Source organism: Kitasatospora purpeofusca, assembly GCF_034043715.1.
GTDB classification, from domain to species: Bacteria; Actinomycetota; Actinomycetes; order Streptomycetales; family Streptomycetaceae; genus Kitasatospora; species Kitasatospora purpeofusca_A.
The window spans coordinates 1-18,616 of record NZ_JAXCLC010000012.1 but is presented as its reverse complement, the minus strand read 5'-3'; the positions used below and the strand labels follow the sequence as shown (position 1 = coordinate 18,616).

20 protein-coding genes are annotated in these 18,616 nt (G+C 74.3%); 17 read left to right on the top strand and 3 right to left on the bottom strand.

The window, feature by feature from the left end:
• Nucleotides 1–201: 201 nt before the first annotated feature.
• The 11 genes from SM793_RS08835 (at nt 202) to htpX (ending at nt 11,273) form a co-directional block, all read left to right on the top strand.
• Nucleotides 202–618 carry an NADH-quinone oxidoreductase subunit A gene (locus tag SM793_RS08835; RefSeq protein WP_320437510.1) on the top strand — a complete coding sequence of 139 codons (417 nt, stop codon included), beginning with the start codon at nt 202–204 and terminating at the stop codon, nt 616–618.
• Entirely contained in the window at nt 609–1,325 is a 717-nt protein-coding gene (locus SM793_RS08830; RefSeq protein ID WP_320437509.1) for an NADH-quinone oxidoreductase subunit B family protein, read from the top strand. Before SM793_RS08835 ends, SM793_RS08830 begins: the two co-directional genes overlap by 10 nt.
• A complete protein-coding gene (locus SM793_RS08825; protein WP_320437508.1) occupies nt 1,322–2,365 on the top strand; it encodes an NADH-quinone oxidoreductase subunit C in 1,044 nt (347 codons plus the stop codon). The genes SM793_RS08830 and SM793_RS08825 overlap by 4 nt, the downstream gene beginning before the upstream one ends.
• A complete protein-coding gene (gene nuoH / locus SM793_RS08820) occupies nt 2,362–3,321 on the top strand; it encodes an NADH-quinone oxidoreductase subunit NuoH (RefSeq protein ID WP_413815898.1) in 960 nt (319 codons plus the stop codon). Before SM793_RS08825 ends, nuoH begins: the two co-directional genes overlap by 4 nt.
• The gene (locus tag SM793_RS08815; RefSeq protein ID WP_320437507.1) at nt 3,318–3,875 is read left to right on the top strand and encodes an NADH-quinone oxidoreductase subunit I; all 558 of its coding nucleotides are present in this window, start codon (nt 3,318–3,320) and stop codon (nt 3,873–3,875) included. Before nuoH ends, SM793_RS08815 begins: the two co-directional genes overlap by 4 nt.
• Entirely contained in the window at nt 3,872–4,564 is a 693-nt protein-coding gene (locus tag SM793_RS08810) for an NADH-quinone oxidoreductase subunit J (RefSeq protein ID WP_320437506.1), read from the top strand. The genes SM793_RS08815 and SM793_RS08810 overlap by 4 nt, the downstream gene beginning before the upstream one ends.
• Entirely contained in the window at nt 4,564–4,941 is a 378-nt protein-coding gene (gene nuoK, locus SM793_RS08805; RefSeq protein WP_320437505.1) for an NADH-quinone oxidoreductase subunit NuoK, read from the top strand. Before SM793_RS08810 ends, nuoK begins: the two co-directional genes overlap by 1 nt.
• Nucleotides 4,938–6,992: an NADH-quinone oxidoreductase subunit L gene (locus tag SM793_RS08800; protein ID WP_320437504.1), complete on the top strand. Its 2,055-nt coding sequence runs from the start codon at nt 4,938–4,940 to the stop codon at nt 6,990–6,992. The genes nuoK and SM793_RS08800 overlap by 4 nt, the downstream gene beginning before the upstream one ends.
• A gap of 56 nt (nt 6,993–7,048) precedes the next feature.
• Complete coding sequence (locus tag SM793_RS08795) at nt 7,049–8,605, top strand: NADH-quinone oxidoreductase subunit M (protein ID WP_320437503.1); 1,557 nt, start codon at nt 7,049–7,051, stop codon at nt 8,603–8,605.
• Between the two features lie 2 nt (nt 8,606–8,607).
• Nucleotides 8,608–10,260 carry an NADH-quinone oxidoreductase subunit N gene (locus tag SM793_RS08790; protein WP_320437502.1) on the top strand — a complete coding sequence of 551 codons (1,653 nt, stop codon included), beginning with the start codon at nt 8,608–8,610 and terminating at the stop codon, nt 10,258–10,260.
• 152 nt (nt 10,261–10,412) lie between these two features.
• Nucleotides 10,413–11,273 carry a zinc metalloprotease HtpX gene (htpX, locus tag SM793_RS08785; protein WP_320437501.1) on the top strand — a complete coding sequence of 287 codons (861 nt, stop codon included), beginning with the start codon at nt 10,413–10,415 and terminating at the stop codon, nt 11,271–11,273.
• Between the two features lie 26 nt (nt 11,274–11,299).
• Here htpX and SM793_RS08780 read toward each other — a convergent pair whose 3' ends face one another.
• Nucleotides 11,300–12,781, bottom strand: a complete 1,482-nt coding sequence (locus SM793_RS08780; RefSeq protein ID WP_320437500.1) for a PLP-dependent aminotransferase family protein — start codon at nt 12,779–12,781, stop codon at nt 11,300–11,302.
• Between SM793_RS08780 and SM793_RS08775 the strand changes: the two genes are divergently transcribed.
• Nucleotides 12,780–13,727 (top strand): DMT family transporter, encoded by a 948-nt coding sequence (locus tag SM793_RS08775; protein WP_320437499.1) that lies wholly within the window; start codon nt 12,780–12,782, stop codon nt 13,725–13,727. The genes SM793_RS08780 and SM793_RS08775 overlap by 2 nt on opposite strands.
• A gap of 169 nt (nt 13,728–13,896) precedes the next feature.
• Here SM793_RS08775 and SM793_RS08770 read toward each other — a convergent pair whose 3' ends face one another.
• A complete protein-coding gene (locus SM793_RS08770) occupies nt 13,897–14,391 on the bottom strand; it encodes a hypothetical protein (RefSeq protein WP_320437498.1) in 495 nt (164 codons plus the stop codon).
• A gap of 312 nt (nt 14,392–14,703) precedes the next feature.
• Between SM793_RS08770 and SM793_RS08765 the strand changes: the two genes are divergently transcribed.
• From SM793_RS08765 to SM793_RS08750, 4 genes are all read left to right on the top strand, one after another.
• Nucleotides 14,704–15,144 (top strand): BlaI/MecI/CopY family transcriptional regulator, encoded by a 441-nt coding sequence (locus tag SM793_RS08765; protein WP_079008939.1) that lies wholly within the window; start codon nt 14,704–14,706, stop codon nt 15,142–15,144.
• Between the two features lie 10 nt (nt 15,145–15,154).
• The gene (locus tag SM793_RS08760) at nt 15,155–16,105 is read left to right on the top strand and encodes a M48 family metalloprotease (RefSeq protein ID WP_320437497.1); all 951 of its coding nucleotides are present in this window, start codon (nt 15,155–15,157) and stop codon (nt 16,103–16,105) included.
• 43 nt (nt 16,106–16,148) lie between these two features.
• The gene (locus tag SM793_RS08755) at nt 16,149–16,337 is read left to right on the top strand and encodes a hypothetical protein (protein ID WP_320437496.1); all 189 of its coding nucleotides are present in this window, start codon (nt 16,149–16,151) and stop codon (nt 16,335–16,337) included.
• Nucleotides 16,338–16,455: 118 nt separating this feature from the next.
• Nucleotides 16,456–16,857 carry a YccF domain-containing protein gene (locus SM793_RS08750; protein ID WP_320437495.1) on the top strand — a complete coding sequence of 134 codons (402 nt, stop codon included), beginning with the start codon at nt 16,456–16,458 and terminating at the stop codon, nt 16,855–16,857.
• 75 nt (nt 16,858–16,932) lie between these two features.
• On the opposite strand, the gene SM793_RS08745 is transcribed toward SM793_RS08750, so the two are convergent.
• A complete protein-coding gene (locus SM793_RS08745; RefSeq protein WP_320437494.1) occupies nt 16,933–17,601 on the bottom strand; it encodes an FMN-dependent NADH-azoreductase in 669 nt (222 codons plus the stop codon).
• Nucleotides 17,602–17,676: 75 nt separating this feature from the next.
• On the opposite strand from SM793_RS08745, the gene SM793_RS08740 reads away from it, so the two are divergent.
• A complete protein-coding gene (locus tag SM793_RS08740; RefSeq protein WP_320437493.1) occupies nt 17,677–18,546 on the top strand; it encodes a sigma-70 family RNA polymerase sigma factor in 870 nt (289 codons plus the stop codon).
• The last annotated feature ends 70 nt before the right edge of the window (nt 18,547–18,616 follow it).

The following is an 18,616-nucleotide window of genomic DNA, read 5'->3' as shown; positions in this document are numbered from 1 at the left end:
CGGCCCGGGTGACGGCGGGGTGACCGGCGCGTGCCGCCGGATGTCCACCGGCCGTCCATCGGATGTCTTGCGGACCGGGCAGGATGCCGGGCAGGGGGGCGGTGCACTTAGACTCACGCACTGGCGATGGTTATGAGCGTGTAAAGGAACGTCGTAGAACCGCCCCGAGGGCGGGTTCCGCGGCCGATGTGGAGGCGAGGCATGGTGGGGCAGCAGGCGGCCGAGGTCGCGGCCGACCCGGCGGCCGGCAGCGGCTACTTCGACGCGTACGCCGCGATGGGCCTGCTCGCCGTCGTCGGCGTGCTCTTCGTGACGGTGGCGTTCACCGCCAACCGACTGCTCCGGCCGGTGGTCCACTCGCCGGAGAAGCTCCTCGCCTACGAGTGCGGCGTGGACCCGGTGGGGGAGGACTGGGCGCACACCCAGGTCCGCTACTACGTCTACGCCTTCCTGTACGTGATCTTCGCGGTCGACGCGATCTACCTGTTCCCGTGGGCGACCGTCTTCGCCTCCGCCGGGTACGGCGCCGGGACGCTGGTCGAGATGTTCGTCTTCATCGGCTTCCTCGCGGTCGGCCTGCTCTACGCCTGGAAGAAGGGCGTTCTCGAATGGACGTGACGCACAGCCACTCGCACGGGCACGGCAACGCCGGGGGCCCCGTTCCGCTGGGCGTGCCGGACCCGTCGAGCCCCGGTGCCGCCGCGGAGCGGCGCATCGGCCCGCTGGCCCGGCTCGCGCCGGACCCGGTCAAGGTGGTGCTCAACTGGGGGCGGCGCTACAGCCTCTGGTGCTTCAACTTCGGCCTCGCCTGCTGCGCGATCGAGTTCATCGCGGCGTCGATGGCCAAGCACGACTTCATCCGGATGGGTGTCATCCCGTTCGCGCCGGGCCCCCGGCAGGCCGATCTGATGATCGTCTCGGGGACGGTGACCGACAAGATGGCGCCCGCGGTGAAGCGCCTCTACGAGCAGATGCCCGAGCCGAAGTACGTCATCTCCTTCGGCGCCTGCTCCAACTCCGGCGGTCCCTACTGGGACTCCTACTCCGTCACCAAGGGCGTCGACCAGATCATCCCGGTCGACGTCTACGTGCCCGGCTGCCCGCCGCGGCCCGAGGCGCTGCTCCAGGGCATCCTCAAGCTCCAGGAGAAGATCGCCGCCGAGTCGCTGCCCGACCGCTACACCGCGCCCGCGGCGGCGCTGCGGCGTCCGCCGGTGCCCGGGCCCGGGGCTGTCGCCGGTAGCGACACCGACACCGGTACCGACGCTGGTGGCGACACCGGTAGGGCCGGGGGCTCCGGCACCGTCGAGGGAGGGGCCTCGTGACCACGGCCGAGCAGTACGCGGCGTCGGTCGGGGAGTGGGCGACCGGCGCCGAGGCATACGGGCTGATCACCGTCGACGTGCCCGCCGAGCACTGGATCGAGGCGCTCACCGTGGCCCGGGACACCCTCGGCCTGACCTTCTTCGACTGGCTCAGCGCCGTCGACGAGCTCGCCGAGGGCTTCTCGGTGGTCGCCCACCTCGCCGCCGTCGACGCCCCCGGGGTGCGCCACCTGGCGGTGCGCACCCGGGTGCCGCGCGCCGGGGCGGCGCTGCCGACCGCCGTCGCCGTGTACGCCGGGGCCGCCTGGCACGAGCGCGAGACGCACGAGATGTTCGGCATCGACTTCCCCGGGCATCCCCACCTGGTCACCCTGCTGCTGCCGGACGGCTTCGAGGGGTACCCGCTGCGCAAGGAGTTCGTGCTCGCGGCGCGGGTCGCCAAGGCCTGGCCGGGTGCCAAGGAGCCGGGCGAGTCCGAGGGCGACGGGCCGGCGCGGCGCAAGATGCAGCCGGCCGGCGTGCCGGACCCGAACGAGTGGGGGCCGCTCAAGGGCACCCTGCCGCCGGTGGCCGAGCGTCCCGCCCGGGGGGCCAGGGCCGCCGGCGCGGCCCGGACGCCGCGGGCGGCGGCGGGTGCTGCCGGGGCTGCGGCTGCCGACAGCGCTGCGGGTGTCGAGGGTGCTGCCGCGCCGCCGGTGCGGGCGGACCGGCCGCGGCGGACGAGGTCGGTCTCCGAGGGGTCGGCGAGCCAGGCGGAGGCCGCTCCGGCCGCCGCTGCTCCGGCCGCCGCTGCTCCGGAGCCTGGGCCCGCGCGGACCGAGCCGTCCCGGACCCGGTCCTCCGACGCGCCCTGGCACAACCCGGTGCCGGCCCACGACGGGCCGACGGGCGAGCCTTCGGACGGGCCTTCTGGCGAGCGCGCTGAGCCTTCGGACGGCGCTGCCGAGCCTTCGGCCGGGCCCGTCGCCGGGGAGCGGAAGACGAGCGAGCCGCCGGCCGAGTCGGCCGACTCGGCCGACCAGGACGGAGACGGCGCGTGAACCTGTTCGACACGGTGCTGCGCTGCGTCGCCACGCTGGTCGTCTTCCTCACCCTCCCCCTGGTCATCGGCCAGGCCGAGCACAAGGTGATGGCCCACATGCAGGGCCGGCTCGGCCCGATGTACGCCGGCGGCTTCCACGGCTGGGCGCAGCTGATCGCGGACGGGGTGAAGTTCGCGCAGAAGGAGGACATCGTCCCGGCCGGGGCCGATCGCCGGATCTTCCAGCTGGCCCCCGCCGTCTCACTGCTGCCCTACCTCTTCGTGCTGCTGGCGGTCCCGGTCGGCCCGGACGGCTTCGTCGGGCAGGCGATCGACGCCGGCCTGTTCTTCGTGCTGGCCGTCATGGGTGTCGGCGTGATCGGCAAGCTGATGGCGGGCTGGGCCTCGGCCAACAAGTTCTCGCTGCTCGGCGGTCTGCGCACGGCCGCGCAGCTGATGTCCTACGAGCTGCCGATGGTGCTCGCCGCGGCCTCGGTGGCGATGGCCGCCGGGACGCTCTCGCTGCCCGGGATCGTGGACGCCTGGGAGTGGTACTGGATCCCGTGGCAGGTCATCGGCGCCTTCGTGTTCTTCACGGCGGGTCTGGCCGAGCTGCAGCGCCCGCCGTTCGACATGCCGGTCGCCGATTCGGAGATCATCTTCGGCGCGTACACCGAGTACACCGGTCTGCGCTTCGCGCTGTTCCTGCTCTCCGAGTACGTGGGCATCCTGGTGGTCTCCGCGCTGACCGCGGTGCTGTTCCTCGGCGGCTGGCACGGCCCGCTGCCGGATCAGCTCGGCTGGCTGTGGACCCTGCTGAAGACCTTCGCGCTGGCCTTCGTGGTGATCTGGCTGCGGGTCACCTACCCCCGGCTGCGCGAGGACCAGCTGATGCGCTTCGCGTGGACGGTGCTGATCCCGCTCGCCCTCGTCCAGCTGGCCCTCACCGGCATCATCAAGGTGGCGATCTCATGAGTTTCCCCGGTGCGGGCCTGGCCAAGGGCCTGGCCGTCACCCTGCGGACGATGACGAGGAAGACCGTCACCGCGCAGTACCCCGACACGCTGCCCGCGCTGCCGCCCCGTTCGCGCGGCGTGATCGCGCTGCTGGAGGAGAACTGCACGGTCTGCATGCTCTGCGCCCGTGAGTGCCCGGACTGGTGCATCTACATCGACTCCCACAAGGAGACGCTGCCGGCCGCCGACCCGAACGCGCGCGCCCGCACCCGCAATGTGCTGGACCGGTTCGCCATCGACTTCTCGCTCTGTATGTACTGCGGGATCTGCATCGAGGTGTGCCCGTTCGACGCGCTGTTCTGGTCGCCCGAGTTCGAGTACGCGGAGACCGACATCCTGGAGCTGACCCACGAGCGGGACCGGCTCCGGGACTGGATGTGGACGGTGCCGGTGCCGCCGGCGCTGGACCCGGCGGCCGAGGAGCCCAAGGAGATCGCCACCGCGCGGAAGGCCGCCGACAAGCTCGCGGCGGCCGCCGCCGCGGCTCTCGAACAGGGGGGTGACGCGCAGTGAGCGCTGCCGCCCTGCTCGCCGCGGCCGGGCCGCTGGACCCGGCCGCCCGCTCCTTCCTCTCCCCGACCGGGGTGGAGATCGTCTTCCTGCTGGTCGGCGTCGCCGTGCTCGGCTCGGCCGTGGTCGCAGTGACCACCAGGCAGCTGGTGCACGCCGCGCTGTGGCTGGTCGCCGCGCTCGGCGGGCTGGCGGTGGAGTTCCTGCTGCTCACCGCCGAGTTCATCGCCTGGGTGCAGGTGCTGATCTACCTCGGCTCGGTGGTCGTGCTGGTGCTGTTCGGGCTGATGCTCACCAAGGCGCCGATCGGGCGCTCGCCGGACGCCGACTCGAACAACCGCTGGGTCGCCCTGGTGGTCGCGCTGGCCTCGGCCGGGACCCTGGTGACGCTGGTCGTGGACGCCTTCCGGACGTCCTGGATCGACCTCGGGGCGGGCGGTGGCTCGGCCGCCGTGACCGGTGCGAGCCTGTTCCGCACCTGGGTGCTGCCCTTCGAGGCGCTCTCGGTGCTGCTGCTGGCCGCGCTGGTCGGCGCCATCGTGCTGTCGCGCGGCGCGGGTCGGCGGGTCCCGCCGCCCCGGGCCGCTCGGATCCGGGCCGGCCGCCCGGTGGGCTCCAACGGGACGGTCGCCCGGCAGGCCGCCGCGCCCCCGGCCGAGGCCCCCCAGACCGCTCCGGCGGAGGAGAGCTGATGCACCTCGCCTACCCCGTCGTCCTCGCCGCGCTGCTGTTCAGCGTCGGCGTCTACGGCGTCCTCGCCCGGCGCAACGTGATCCTGGTGCTGATGTCCGTCGAGCTGATGCTCAACGCCGTCAACCTCAACCTGGTCGCCTTCGACGCCTGGCTGCGCGACTCGCTGCACGCCGGCCAGGCGCTGACCCTGTTCACCATCACGATCGCCGCCGCCGAGATCGGGCTCGGGCTCGCCATCGTCCTGCTGCTCTTCCGGGCCCGGGGCACGGCGGACCTCGACCGGGCCACCGCGCTCGGCGACCCGGCCGAATCCACCGCCGACGTCGAGGAGGCACCGGTCGGGACCGGTGCGCCGAAGGGCCGGGCCGCCGCATGAACCTCGCCCTGCCCGCCCTCGTCCCCGCCCTGCCCGCGCTCGGTGCGGCCGCCACCCTGGCCGTCGGCCGCCGCTCCCCGGGCCTGGCCCGGCCGCTGGCGATCGTGCCGGTCGCGGTCTCGGCCGTGCTCGCCCTGGTGGTCGCGATCCAGCTCGGCACCGGCCAGGTGCTGGACGCCGCCACCCGGCTCACCCCGACCGGCGGCCCGGAGATCGCGCTCGCGATCCACCTGGACGGCTACAGCTCGCTGATCTCGGTGCTGGTCGGCCTGGTCGCCACCTGTGTCCAGGTCTACTCGACCGCCTACCTCAAGGACGATCCGCGCTACCCCTCGTACGCGGCGCTGGTCTCGCTGTTCACGGCGGCGATGTTCCTGGTCGTGTACTCCGGCGACCTGATCGTGCTGCTGGTCGGCTGGGAGGTCATGGGCATCTGCTCGTACTTCCTGATCGGCCACCACTGGGAGACCGAGGACGCCCGCTCCGCCTCGCTGAAGGCCTTCCTGGTCACCAAGCTGGGCGATGTGCCGTTCCTGTTCGGCATCTTCCTGCTCGGTGCCGACGCCGGCAGCTTCCGGATCGAGGACGTGCTGCGGGCCGCCGGCGACGGGCGGCTCGGCCACCCGACGCTGGTGGCCCTGCTCCTGCTGGCCGGGGTGGCGGGCAAGAGCGCGCAGTTCCCGCTGCACACCTGGCTCCCGGACGCGATGGCCGGTCCGACGCCGGTCTCCGCGCTGATCCACGCCGCCACCATGGTCGCGGCCGGCATCTACCTGGTGGCCCGGCTGCTGCCGGTCTTCCTGCTGTCCGGGGCGGCGCTGGTGGTCCTGGCGGTGATGGCCGCCGTGACGATGATCGGCTCGGCGCTCTGCGCGCTGGCCCAGGACGACCTCAAGCGGGTGCTCGCCTACTCGACCGTCGGCCAGCTCGGCTACATGGCCGGGGCGCTGGCCAGCGGCGACCGGGAGGCCTCGGTCTTCCACCTGGTGAGCCACGGCGCCTTCAAGGCGCTGCTGTTCCTCGCCGCCGGTGTGGTGATCCACGCCGCGCACACCAACTCGATCTCGGCGATGTCCAGGATCCCGGGACTGCGCAAGCGCGTCCCGGACGCCTACTGGACCACCGCCATCGCGCTGATCGCCCTGGTCGGCCTGCCGCCGTTCTCCGGCTTCTTCAGCAAGGAGGCGGTGCTGACCGCCGCCGAGCACGCCGCCAAGGGCGAGGCGCTGACCAACGGTCTGGGACCGGCCTCGGCGGTCCCGCAGGCGGCCGGCTGGATCGTGCTGATCTCGGCCGGGCTCACCGCGGTGCTCACGGCGGCGTACGCGGCCAGGCTCTTCCTGGTGACCTTCCACAGTCCGGCGGGTGCGGTGGCCACCGCCACCGCCACCGCCACCGCCGGGGCCCCGGCCGTCGCCGACCACGAGCCGGACGCGCCGTACTCGCCCGAGCCGGACGAGGCCGACCCGGCCGTCGCCGAACCGCCCGCGATGCGCTGGCCGCTGTGGGTGCTGGCCGTCCCGACCATGGGCTTCGGCATCGCCGGCCTGCGCTCGGACTGGCTGCCCGCACTGCTGGACGGCGGCTCGCTGAGGCCCTCCGCCGTCACCGCTGTCACCGGCACCGGCCTGGCCGTGGTCGGTGTGCTGCTGGCCTACGGCGCCTGGCGCTCGGCCACCGCCCGGGCCACCGAGGGCCGGCCCGCCCCGGCGGAGCCCGGCCGGGTGCCCGAGCAGGCCGGAGCCCCGGCCGCCGAGGTGATCGTCGCCGATCCCGGGCGCGCCCTGCTGGGCCCGCTGTTCGGCCCGGCCCGGCACGGCTTCGGCGTCGACCGGCTCTACAGCGCGGTGTTCGTCCGCCCGGTCGAGGCCGCCGCCCGGCTCGTCCGCTTCCTCGACCGCGAGGTCGTGGAGACGTACGTGCGCGGCAGCGGTGCCGGGGCCGACCTGCTCGGCCGGGTCGTCCGGCTCGCGCAGACCGGCAACGCGCAGACCTACCTCAGCGCGCTGCTCGCCGGCGTCGTCCTGCTGGCCGTCCTGGTGGCGGTGTAGCCGATGCCGTACCTCCCGTTCCCGCCCGTTGTCGTGGTTGTCGTCAGGAGTCCCCGATGAACGCGGTCCTCATCGCCCTCCTGGTGCTGCCGCTGCTCGGCGCCGCGCTCACCCTGGCCCCGGTGTTCGGCCCGGAGCCGGCCGCCGCCGACCGGCGGGCGCTGCGCCTCGGCACGGTGGTGACCGGCGCCGTCCTGCTGCTCACCGTCGCCCTGGCGGCCGGCTTCGACCACGACGAGCCCGCCCGGATGCAGGCCACCACCGACGTGGCCTGGATCCCGGCCATCGGGGTGCGCCTCCACCTCGGGGTGGACGGCGTCTCGCTGCCGCTGCTGGTGCTGACCTCGCTGCTCACCTTCCTCTGCGCGCTGTACTCGGAGCGGCGGCTGCCGTCCGGGCCGGGCGTTCCCTCCGCCCGGGCCTTCGCCGGGCTGTTCCTCCTCCTCGAAGCGGGCATGCTGGCCACCTTCGCGGTGCTGGACCTGGTGCTCTTCTTCCTGGCCTTCGAGATCGTGCTGATCCCGATGTACTTCCTGATCGCCCGCTGGGGGAGCGGCGCGAAGGTGCCGGCCGCGAACCGGTTCATCCTGTACACGCTGCTCGGCTCGGCCGTGATGCTGCTGGGCTTCCTGCTGGTCGGCCTCAAGGCGGGCACCTTCGACATGCAGGCCCTCGCCGCCGCCCACGGCTCCGGCCTGAGCCACTCCACCCAGGTGATCGCCGCGCTGGCGATCATGATCGGGCTCGCGGTCAAGGCCCCCGCCTGGCCGCTGCACAGCTGGCTCCCGGACGCGCACACGTCCGCCCCGACGGTGGGCTCCGTCCTGCTCGCCGGCGTGCTGCTGAAGATGGGTACCTACGGCCTGGTCCGGGTCCTCCTCCCGGTCGTCCCCGACGGCACCACGACGCTCGCCCCCTACCTGGGCGCGTTCGCCGCCGTCGGCATCGTCTACGGCTCACTGGCCTGCCTCGCCCTGGCCAGGACCGGCGCCAAGGGCGACCTCAAGCGCCTGATCGCCTACTCCTCCGTCGGCCACATGGGCTTCGTCCTGCTGGGCATCGCCTCCCTCACCCCGGTGGGGGTCAACGGCGCGCTGTTCGCCAACATCGCGCACGGTCTGATCACCGGCCTGCTGTTCTTCGTGGTCGGGGCGCTCAAGGACCGCTACGGCACGGCGGACCTCGACACCCTGGCCGGCGCCACCGGAGCCGCCCTCTACGGGCGGGCGCCCCGGCTCGGCGCGCTGCTCGCCTTCGCCGCCGTCGCCAGCCTCGGCCTGCCGGGCCTGGCCGGTTTCTGGGGCGAGCTGCTCGCCATGTTCGGCGCGTTCGACCCGGCCGAGGGCCTCTCGCGCCCCGCTTTCGTCACCTACATGGTCCTGGCCGGTCTCGGCACCCTCCTCACCGCCGCCTATCTGCTGATCGTGGTCAGGCGCGTCTGCATGGGTGACCCGAAGCAGCCCGCGCCGGTGGCCGAACTCGCCGACCTCCGCCCCTACGAGGCCGTCAGCTGGACACCGCTGGCCGCCCTCACCCTGCTCGCCGGCCTCTGGCCCGCGCTCCTGCTCGGCCTCTCCGACCCCGCGGTCAAGCACCTGCTCGGGGGTGGCTGACCATGCTCGGCACCGCACTCGGATCTCACTCCACGGGGCAGACCACTGTGACCTCCCTCGCCGTCGCCAACCCGGGCAGCCTGATCCAGTCCGTGGACTGGGTGGCGATCGCGCCCCCGCTGATCGCCGCGCTGGCCGCCCTCGCCGTGCTGGTCACCGATCTGTTCCTGCCCGCGCGGCACAAGCGCTGGCTGGGCCGGCTCACCGCCGCCGGACTCGCCCTCGCCATCGTCTCGCTCCTCCCGCTCACCGGTGGATCACCCCGAGCCACCTTCTGTGCGCAGAACGTAACAGGAGCTACTGACAGTCCGTCGATCACCGGCTCCGCCGCGGTTGGCTGCTCCTACGTCGCCGACCACTTCGCCCTGGTCTTCCAGCTGCTGGCACTCGGCGGCGCGCTGATCGCCGCCCTGCTGTCCGCCCACACGGTGGAGCGCGAGGAGCTGCCCGGCGGCGAGTACTGGTTCCTGCTGCTCTCCAGCGCCACCGGCGCCGCACTGCTGCCCGCCTCCCGCGACCTCGCCACCCTGGTGATCGCCCTGGAGGTGGCCTCGCTGCCCGCCTTCGCCCTGGTCGCGCTGCGCCGGGACGGCCGGGGCGCCGAGGCCGCGCTCAAGTTCTTCCTGACCTCCGTCACCGCGACCGCCGTGATGCTGCTCGGCATCGGCTTCGTCTACGCGGCGAGCGGCAGCCTGCACCTGGGCGCCGTCGCCACCGGACTCGAGCACGCCCCCGCGCAGTTGAAGCCGCTGGCCGAGGCGGGAGCCGTGCTCACGCTGGCCGGCTTCGCCTTCAAGGTCGCCGCCGTGCCGTTCCACTTCTGGGTGCCGGACACCTACACCGGCGCCCCGCTGCCGGTGGCCGGCTACCTCTCGGTGGTCGGCAAGGCGGCCGGACTGGCCGGACTGGCCCTGGTCACCACCATCGCCTTCCGCCCGTACGCGCACACCTGGGGCCTGGTGCTCGCGGTACTGGCCGCCCTCACCATGACGGTCGGCAACGCGGGCGCGCTGCGCCAGCGCTTCGACACCCGCTACAGCGCGGTCCGGCTGCTCGCCTGGTCCTCGGTGGGCCAGGCCGGGTACCTGCTGGTGCCGCTGGCCGCGGCCGGCTACGCGCCCACCACGACCGACCCGCTGGGCGCCACCGCCGCGTACGCGCTGATCTACGGCGTGGTCAACCTGGGCGCCTTCGGCGTGGTGGCGGCGGTCGGCCGCCGGTCCGAGGCCGGTGTGGAGGACTTCCGCGGACTGTTCGCCCGGCGCCGCTGGACGGCGCTGGCGCTGGCGTTCTTCCTGCTCTGCCTGGCCGGGCTGCCGCCGGGCGTGATCGGCCTGTTCGGCAAGGTGGTGGTGTTCCGCGCCGCCGTCGACGCCGGGCTGGGCTGGCTGGCCGTGGTGATGGCCGTCAATGTGGTCGTCGCGCTGTACTACTACCTGCGCTGGACCGCCGTGCTGTTCGCCCCGGCCCCGGAGGCTGCCCCGGAGGCGCGGGCGGAGAAGGGGGGCACCGCAGCCCCGGCCGCCGGAACCGCCCCCGAGCGGCGCCTGCCGGTGTCGCTGACCGCCACCCTGGGCCTCACGGCCTCCGTCGCGGTGGTGCTCTCGGTGGCCCCTCAGCTGGTGCTCCAGGTCGTCGGCGGTTCGCTGTTCTGAACCCCGCCCGGCGGGTGCGCCGAGGCGGGGTCCCGTCCCCCGGTCGGGTGTCATGCCGGTCACAAGGGAACAAGGCCCCGGCCCCCACCCGTTGACCGGGCAGGAGGGACGAGGCAGAAAGGGCTTCCCCACGCACCATTGGAGGGCCACCCGTGCATCGCCGGCACAACGGACTGAGGACCGCCGCCCTGCTCGGGGGCCTCTCGGCGCTGATCCTGGTGATCGGCTCCTTCTTCGGCCGCACGGGCTTCGTGATCGCCCTGCTGGTCGCCCTCGGCACCAACGCCTACGCCTACTGGAACAGCGACAAGCTCGCCCTGCGCGCCATGCGGGCCCGGCCGGTGAGCGAGATCGAGGCACCGCGGCTGTACCGGATCGTCCGGGAGCTCTCCACCTCGGCGCGCCAGCCGATGCCCCGGCTCTACATCTCGCCGACCCCGGCGCCGAACGCCTTCGCCACCGGCCGCAACCCGCGCAACGCGGCGGTCTGCTGCACCGACGGCATCCTGCAGCTGCTCGACGAGCGCGAGCTGCGGGGTGTCCTCGGCCATGAGCTGAGCCACGTCTACAACCGGGACATCCTGATCTCCTCGGTGGCCGGCGCGCTCGCCTCGGTGGTGATGTTCCTGGTGAACTTCGCCTGGCTGATCCCGTTCGGCCGGGGGGACGACGACGACGGCCCGGGCCTGTTCGGGCTGCTCGCGATCATGATCCTCGGCCCGGTCGCCGCCTCGCTGATCCAGCTGGCGGTCAGCCGCTCCCGGGAGTACCAGGCCGACGCCGACGGGGCCCGGATCACCGGCGACCCGCTGGCTCTGGCGAGCGCGCTGCGCAAGCTGGACGTGGGCACCAGGCAGCTGCCGCTGCCGCCGGAGCCGCAGATCCAGACCGCCAGCCACATGATGATCGCCAGCCCGTTCCGGCCGGGCGAGGCCGGTACGAAGCTGTTCTCGACCCATCCGCCGATGGCCGAGCGGATCGCCCGGCTGGAGCGGATGGCCGGCCACCGGTAGCGGCCCAGCGGCGCGAAAGCGGTCGATCAGGCCGTCGTAACCTCGTCCAGCACCGTCCGGAGCCGGTGGATGCCCTCCACCACCTGGGCGGAGTTCTCCGCGGCGGCGTAGCTGAGCCGCAGATTGGCGGCCGGCGGTTCGGCGGCGTGGTACGGGCGGCCGGGGGTCACCTGGACGCCGGCCCGCATGGCGGCGGCGGTGAGCACGCCGTCGTCGACGCCCTCGGGGAGCCGCAGCCACAGGTGGTAGCCGCCGGGGCGGTAGGTGCCGAGCACGCCGGGCAGCTCGCGGTGCAGGGCGGCGACGGCGGCGGTGCGGCGGTTGCGCAGCTCGGTACCGAGCGCGCGCAGGTGACGGGCCCAGCCCGGGTCGGCGACGAGTTCCAGGGTCGCCTCCTGGAGCGGCCGGGGCACGAAGAAGCTGTCCACCACCTGGGTGGCCCGCAGCCGGGCGAGGGCCGGGCCGCGCGCGGTGAGGGCGCCGACCCGCAGGTTGGGCGAGGCCGCCTTGGTGAGCGAACGCAGGTGCACCACCACCCCGTCGCGGTCGTCGGCGGCGAGCGGCCGGGGCAGGGCGGGGGCGTCCGCGTGGACCAGCAGCCGGGAGAAGTCGTCCTCGACGACGAAGGCACCGGCGGCCCGGGCGATCCGGAGCACCTCGGCCCGGCGTTCGGGGGAGAGCACCGCACCGGTCGGGTTCTGGAACAGCGGCTGGCAGACGAAGACCCGCGCCTTGGTGGCCCCGAAGGCGTCCGCCAGCAGGTCGGTACGGACGCCGTCGGCGTCGACCGGCACCGGGACGGGCCGCAGCCCGGCCGCCCGGACGACCGCCAGGATGCCCGGGTAGGTCGGCGACTCCACCAGGACCGGCGCGCCGGGCGCGGCGAGGGAGCGCATCGCCACGGTGAGGCCGCTCTGCCCGCCGGAGGTGAGCAGGACGTCCCCGGTGGCGATCGGCCCGTCGTGGCCGCCGATGTCGCGGGCGAACCAGCCGCGCAGCTCGGTGAGGCCGTCGGTGGGCGGGCGCTCCCAGGCGCCCGGGCGGCGTCCGGCCCGGGCCAGGGCGGCGGCGAGCAGCCGTTCGGGCAGCAGTGAGGCGTGCGGGTAGCCGCTGTTGAGGTCGATGACGTCGGGCGGCGGCACGCGCAGGGTGGCGAACACCGGGGCGGCCAGCAGGTCGCGCGGTCCGCTCTCGCTGCTGAGGGCGATCTCCTGCCAGGAGAGGTCGCCGGGGCGGGCGGTGCCGGACGGGCTCCTGCGGGCGCCGGTCGCGGGGCCGGTCGCGGGGCCGGTCGTGAAGGCCGCCGCGCGGAACACCCCGGCGCCCGGGCGGGAGACCACGAGTCCTTCGGCGGCGAGGACGGCGATGGCGCGGGAGACCGTGCCCGGGCTGACCTGGTGGCGTTCCATCAGGGCCCGGCTCGACGCCAGCTTCTGTCCTTCCGGGTAGCGCTCGACCTCTCGCCGCAGACTGTTGGCGAGTTCGGTCACACTGCTACGCTCACTCATGAGAGCACAAGATAGCGCTACCCCCCGTCCGGTGATAGCGGACCGGCCCGCTACGGCGCCGAAGGCCGCGCCCCGGGCCGGGGGCTCCGCCGGTACCGCCCAGGCCGCCCTGGGTGTCCTCTGCTTCTCCTTCAGCTTCCCCGCCACCGCCTGGGCGCTCACCGGCTTCGGCCCCTGGACCGCGACCGGCCTGCGCGGCCTGCTCGCCGGAGTGCTCGCCGCGCTCTGCCTGGCGGCGGCCCGCGTCCCGCTGCCCGAGCGACGGCACTGGCCCGGCCTGCTGGTGGTCTCGGCGGGCTGCGTCCTCGGCTTCCCGCTGCTCACCACGCTGGCCCTGCGCACCTCCTCGACCGCGCACTCGGCGGTCGTCATCGGCGTGCTGCCGCTGGCCACCGCGGCCGTCGCCGCGCTGCGGGCCGGCCGCTCCGGTGCCCGGCCGTCCCGGCTGTTCTGGGGCGCGGCACTGGCCGGGGCGGCGGCCGTGCTGGGCTTCACCCTGCTGCAGAGCCACGGGCGGCCCGGCCTCGCCGACCTGTACCTGTTCGCGGCGCTGCTGGTCTGCGCGGCCGGCTACGCGGAGGGCGGGCGGATCTCCCGGGAGCTGCCCGGCTGGCAGGTGATCGGCTGGGCGGTGGTCGCGGCGCTGCCGGTCACCGCGCTGACCACGGCGCTGGCGCTGCCCGTCGAGCCGGGGGAGTTCGGCGGGAAGGCGCTGGCCGGGCTGGCGTACACGGCGGTGGTGTCACAGTTCGGCGGGTTCGTGGTCTGGTACCGGGGGATGGCGGCGATCGGCGTGCCGAGGGCGAGTCAGCTCCAGCTGGCGCAGCCGCTGCTGACGCTGACCTGGTCGGTGCTGCTGCTCGGCGAGGTGCTGCCGGCCGCGGCGCCGGTGACGGCGGTGCTGGTGCTGCTCTGCATCGCGCTCACCCAGCGGGCGCGGGTCTGAGGCGCGCGGTCTGAGGCGCACGAGTCCGAGGCGCACAAGTCTGAGGCGCACGGGCTGAGGCGCACGAGTCCGAGGCGCGCATGGCCGTGGACGGCGCCCGGCCGTCGTCCGCGCGCCCGGGCGGGGCACGCCGACGACGGCCGGTCCTCGGTCGGACGGCGGCTGCGCGTCAGGCGCGGTCCTGGGCGTTGGTGCACAGCGCCCAGATGATGAACACGTCCAGGGCGAGCACGACCACCGACCAGATGGGGTAGTAGGGCAGCGAGAGGAAGCTCTCGATCCCGCCCAGCACCACCAGGCCGATGCCGACGTACTGCGCCCAGACGGCGCCTCTGATCACGAAGAAACCGGTCACCGCGATCAGCGCGCCGAGGATCAGATGGATCCAGCCCCAGCCGGTGAGGCTGAACTGGAACACGTAGTTCTGGGTGGTGACGAAGACGTCGTCCTCGGCGATCGCCATGATGCCCCGGGTCACGTCGAGCACGCCGTTCATCATCATCAGCACACCGGCGAAGAGCACCCCGCCGGTCACCCAGCCGCTGGCACCGTGCCGTGGCGACGACGGCGTGGCCGGTCCGGCCGGTCGGGCCCCCTGTCCGGGGGGTGGTGTCGTGCCCGACGGCGGGGGTGTCGGCGGGGTCGGCGGAGTGGTGCTGCTCATGGGACCTCCTCGAATCCGGGTCCTCGGTTCCCGGGCCGGAGCGCGCCCCGGTCCAGGGCGCGCCGACCCGGAACTCACTCGAACGGATGTCCGGGGTTCGACCGTCCGCCAGTCGCCGCCGCCCGGCAACCGGACCGCACCTGTTCGGGTGACCCGCCCCGCGCGCCCCCGGCCTCCCCGGCGGGCCGGTCCTGGTGGTCCGACCCCCGCCGCGGACCTGGAAGGCGCGGCACGTGACTCTCCTGCCGGCGGAACGTCCGCGAACCACAGCGCTGATTCCGGCCTCCACGCCCTCTCGTTAGGATGACCGGCATGGCAGAGGACACCGCGGACACCGCAGAGGACACCAACGCCCCGGTGGCCGGCGACCCGCGGGCCCGGCGGCGCGGCCAGGGCGAACTGGAGGCCCAGGTACTGGCGGTGCTCCAGCACGCACCCGGCCCCGCCACCGCCGGCTGGGTCCAGGAACGCCTCGACGGCGACCTCGCCTACACCACCGTGATGACGATCCTCTCCCGGCTGCACGCCAAGGGCGCCGTCAGCCGGACCCGCTCCGGCCGCTCCTACCTCTGGCAGGCCTCCTCGGACGCCGCCGGCCTCGCCGCCCTGCGGATGCGCCGCGTCCTGGACGGCGAACCCGACCGGGACGCCGTCCTCGCCAGCTTCGTCACCGCCCTGCTCCCGCACGACGAGGAACTGCTGCGCACCCTGCTCGACAGCGCCACCGCCCCGGCCCCCGACCGCGAAGGCTGACCTCCTCACCGTGGGTTTCTTCGTCTTCCTCCCGCTCGTCCTGCCGCTGACGGCGCTGCCCATCGCCCGTCTCACCGAGCAGCACCTCCACCCGCGCGGCGCCGCCCGGCTGCTCACCGGGTTCAGCATCGTGATGGCGCTGTGCAGCGCGGTCAGCCTCGGCCTGATCGGCGTCGTCGGCACCGCGCAGCTCCCCGGCAACCCGCTGCCCGACAGCTGGTCCGACCCCGAGGTCAGGGACGCCCTGCCCTACCACGAGACGGTCGGCACGGCGGCGCTGCTCGTCCTCGCCGTGGTCCTGCTCGCCGTCGGCCGCACCCTGGTCCGGCACCTGCGGATCCGCGCCCGCGCCCGGCGCGCCCTCGGCCGCGCCCTGCCCGCCGCCTCCGACGTCGCCCTGCTCCCCGACCCGGCGCCGTACGCCTACGCGCTGCCCGGCTCGCCCCGCTCGCCCGGGCGGGTGGTCGTCTCCACCGGCATGCTCGACGGCCTGGCCGAGGACGAGCGGGCCGCGCTGCTCGCGCACGAGCGCGCCCACCTCACCCACCGGCACCACCGCCACCTGCTGGCCACCCAGCTGGCCGGCTGCGTCAACCCGTTCCTCCGGCCGCTCCAGCGGGCCGTCGCCTACAGCGCGGAGCGCTGGGCCGACGAGGAGTCCGCGCAGGCCGTCGGGGACCGCCGGGTCACCGCCCGCGCCGTCGCCCGGGCCGCCCTCGCCTCGCACACGGCCCCCGCCGCCTACGCGGCGTTCCCCGCCTTCGCCGCCCCCGGCCCCGTCCCCCGCCGGGTCGCCGCCCTCCTGGGCCCCGTCCCCACCGCCCGCAACTGGCCCCCCGCCCGCACCCCCGCCGGCCTCGCCGCCCTGGTCGCCGCCCTCGGCACCGCCGCCTCCGCCCTCTCGGCCCTCAACGCCGCGGTCGCCCTCCTCCTCATCCTCAAGGCCGTCACCCCGCTGTGAACCCGGCGGCGCCCGGACCGGCCCCCGGTCTACCGTCCGGCCCATGGCCAGACGTCGCTACGTGGCCCGGGGCGTCCCCGGCGGCTACCGGATCCGGGACAACGAGGTCGGCCGCTGGTGGGGCGACCCCTACGAGCTCTGCCCCGACGCACTCCTCGCCGAGCTCGACGGCAGCGCCGACCCGGCCCGCCTCACCGCCCTCCTCCGGGACCACCGCGCCCGGAAGCGCTGACCGTCCCGTGCCCGCACCCTGAGCCGTCCCTGAGGTGCGGTGTCCGGGGCGTAGACACACAGTCCAGCGGGCATCGGGGTGGTAGGAGGCAGCCGCCGCGCGTGAGAAGGTGCCGGACATGAAGGTGATCGACTTCGTTCTCAACGTGATCTGGCTGATCTTCTGCGGCATCTGGATGGCGATCGGATATGTGATCGCCGGTGTCATCTGCTGCGTTCTGATCATCACCATTCCCTTTGGCATCGCGTCGTTCCGGCTGGCCGGGTTCGTGATCTGGCCGTTCGGGCGGAAGGCCGTGGAGCGGCCGGACGCCGGGGCGCCGTCGTGCGTCGGGAATGTGATCTGGCTGGTGTGCGCGGGGTGGTGGCTGGCGCTGATGCATCTGATCACCAGCATTCCGCTGTTCGTCTCGATCATCGGGATCCCGTTCGGGTGGGCGAACCTCAAGCTCATCCCGGTGTCGCTGACGCCGCTGGGGCGGGAGATCGTGCCGACGGACGAGCCGTGGGGCGGGCGGTAGCGGACGGAACGGAGAGGGCCGGTGGGAGTTTCCGCCGGCCCTCTCGTGGTTCGGGCGCAGGGTTCGGGCGCGGGTTCAGGCGGTGGCGAGGGTGGTCAGGGTGGTGCGGGCGGTGCCGAGGGAGGTGGTGGCGAGGTCGCGGTAGGGGGTGAGGGCGGGGATGTCGGCGGCGCGGGTGAGTTCGGCGTGGACGAAGTGGAGGTTGGCGTCCGGGACGCCGAGGTGTTCGGTGAACCAGGCGCGCAGGTATGGGGTCTGGAAGTCGAAGGGTTCGCGCGGGGTGCCAGGGCCGTAGCCGCCGCCGCGGGCGGTGACCACGACGACGCGGGTGGCGGTGAGGCGGCCGGTGTGGGCGCCGGGGAAGGTGATCCGGTCGATCCAGGCCTTGAGGGCGGCGGGGACGGTGAAGTTGTACATCGGGACGCCCAGCAGCAGGGTGTCGGCGGCGTGCAGCTCGGTGATCAGGGGATGGGTGAGGGACCACTCGTGCTGTTCGTCGGGGGTGGTCGCGAGGGTGTGGACGTCGGGCAGCGGGAGGGGGGCGGCCCGGCGTTCGACGCGGATGCCGAGGGAGGCGTAGCCGGGGCCGACGAGCGGGACCGGGTCGGCGGCGAGGTCGCGGTGGCGGTAGCCGGCGTCCGGGTGGCGGTCCTGCCAGGCGCGGGCGAAGCGGGCGGTCAGGCGGCGGCTGACGGACCGGTCGAGCGGGCTCGCGCTGGAGTCGAGGTGGAGCAAGGCGGGCATGGGAGGGCTCCTGGTCACCTTCGGGGAGTGGGCGTCGTCAACCCCGTGACGAGGGCGCGGACGGAAAGGTGACCGATGGACGGGCGCGAGGAGCTTGCGGTGCGGTTCGAGGCCGAGCGGGGGCGGCTGGGGGCGGTGGCGCGGCGCATGCTCGGGTCGACGGCGGAGGCCGAGGACGCCGTGCAGGAGGCCTGGCTGCGGCTGGAACGGGTGGACGCGGCGGAGCTGGAGAACCTGCCGGGGTGGCTGACCACGGTGGTGTCGCGGATCTGCCTGGACGTGCTGCGGGGGAGGCGGACGGAGCCGGTGGTGGTCGAGGAGGTGGTGGACGGCCCGGAGGCGGAGGCCGAGCTGGTCGAGGAGGTGGGCCGGGCGATGCTGGTGGTGCTGGACCGGCTGGGCCCGGCGGAGCGGGTCGCCTTCGTGCTGCACGACGGCTTCGCGGTGCCGTTCGAGCAGATCGGGCCGATCGTCGGGCGGAACACGGCGGCCGCGAAGAAGCTGGCGAGCCGGGCCCGGCAGCGGGTCCGGGGCACAGGGGAGGCGACGGGCACGGGGGAGGCGACGGGGTCGGCGCGGCGGGAGGTGGTGGAGGCGTTCCTGGCCGCCGCGCGCGGGGGCGACCTGGACGCGCTGCTCGCCGTGCTCGCCCCGGAGGTGGTGCGCCGGGCCGACCCGGCCGCCCTGCCCGCCGGGCGGCCGGTGCTGCTGCGCGGCGCCGAGGCGGTGGCCCGGGAGACGCGGGTGATCGGGCGGCGGGCGCGGTTCGCGGTGCCGGTGCTGGTGGACGGCGAGCTCTGCGCGGCGATCGCGCCGGAGGGGCGGCTGCGGCTGCTGCTGCGGTTCGAGGTCGCGGACGGCCGGGTGGCCGGGTTCGAGGTGGTCGCGGACCCGGCGCGGCTGGCGGCGCTGGAGCTCTCGCTGCCCGGCCGGGACGCGCCCTAGGGTCCGTCTTCAAACCCGCGCCTGCCGTGCGGCGCTGGGGCACGCACCTCGCCGCGTTGTCGTCGGTCGC

Excerpts from the sequence above, each read along its gene's own strand:
- SM793_RS08770 (WP_320437498.1), bottom strand. The coding sequence starts at position 14,391 with ATGAGCAGCACCACTCCGCCGACCCCGCCGACACCCCCGCCGTCGGGC.
- SM793_RS08800 (WP_320437504.1), top strand. The coding sequence starts at position 4,938 with ATGAACCTCGCCCTGCCCGCCCTCGTCCCCGCCCTGCCCGCGCTCGGT.
- SM793_RS08775 (WP_320437499.1), top strand. The coding sequence starts at position 12,780 with ATGAGAGCACAAGATAGCGCTACCCCCCGTCCGGTGATAGCGGACCGG.
- SM793_RS08755 (WP_320437496.1), top strand. The coding sequence starts at position 16,149 with ATGGCCAGACGTCGCTACGTGGCCCGGGGCGTCCCCGGCGGCTACCGG.
- SM793_RS08740 (WP_320437493.1), top strand. The coding sequence starts at position 17,677 with ATGGACGGGCGCGAGGAGCTTGCGGTGCGGTTCGAGGCCGAGCGGGGG.
- SM793_RS08745 (WP_320437494.1), bottom strand. The coding sequence starts at position 17,601 with ATGCCCGCCTTGCTCCACCTCGACTCCAGCGCGAGCCCGCTCGACCGG.
- SM793_RS08790 (WP_320437502.1), top strand. The coding sequence starts at position 8,608 with ATGCTCGGCACCGCACTCGGATCTCACTCCACGGGGCAGACCACTGTG.
- SM793_RS08765 (WP_079008939.1), top strand. The coding sequence starts at position 14,704 with ATGGCAGAGGACACCGCGGACACCGCAGAGGACACCAACGCCCCGGTG.
- SM793_RS08815 (WP_320437507.1), top strand. The coding sequence starts at position 3,318 with ATGAGTTTCCCCGGTGCGGGCCTGGCCAAGGGCCTGGCCGTCACCCTG.
- SM793_RS08780 (WP_320437500.1), bottom strand. The coding sequence starts at position 12,781 with ATGAGTGAGCGTAGCAGTGTGACCGAACTCGCCAACAGTCTGCGGCGA.
- SM793_RS08750 (WP_320437495.1), top strand. The coding sequence starts at position 16,456 with ATGAAGGTGATCGACTTCGTTCTCAACGTGATCTGGCTGATCTTCTGC.
- SM793_RS08795 (WP_320437503.1), top strand. The coding sequence starts at position 7,049 with ATGAACGCGGTCCTCATCGCCCTCCTGGTGCTGCCGCTGCTCGGCGCC.
- SM793_RS08835 (WP_320437510.1), top strand. The coding sequence starts at position 202 with ATGGTGGGGCAGCAGGCGGCCGAGGTCGCGGCCGACCCGGCGGCCGGC.
- nuoK (WP_320437505.1), top strand. The coding sequence starts at position 4,564 with ATGCACCTCGCCTACCCCGTCGTCCTCGCCGCGCTGCTGTTCAGCGTC.
- SM793_RS08830 (WP_320437509.1), top strand. The coding sequence starts at position 609 with ATGGACGTGACGCACAGCCACTCGCACGGGCACGGCAACGCCGGGGGC.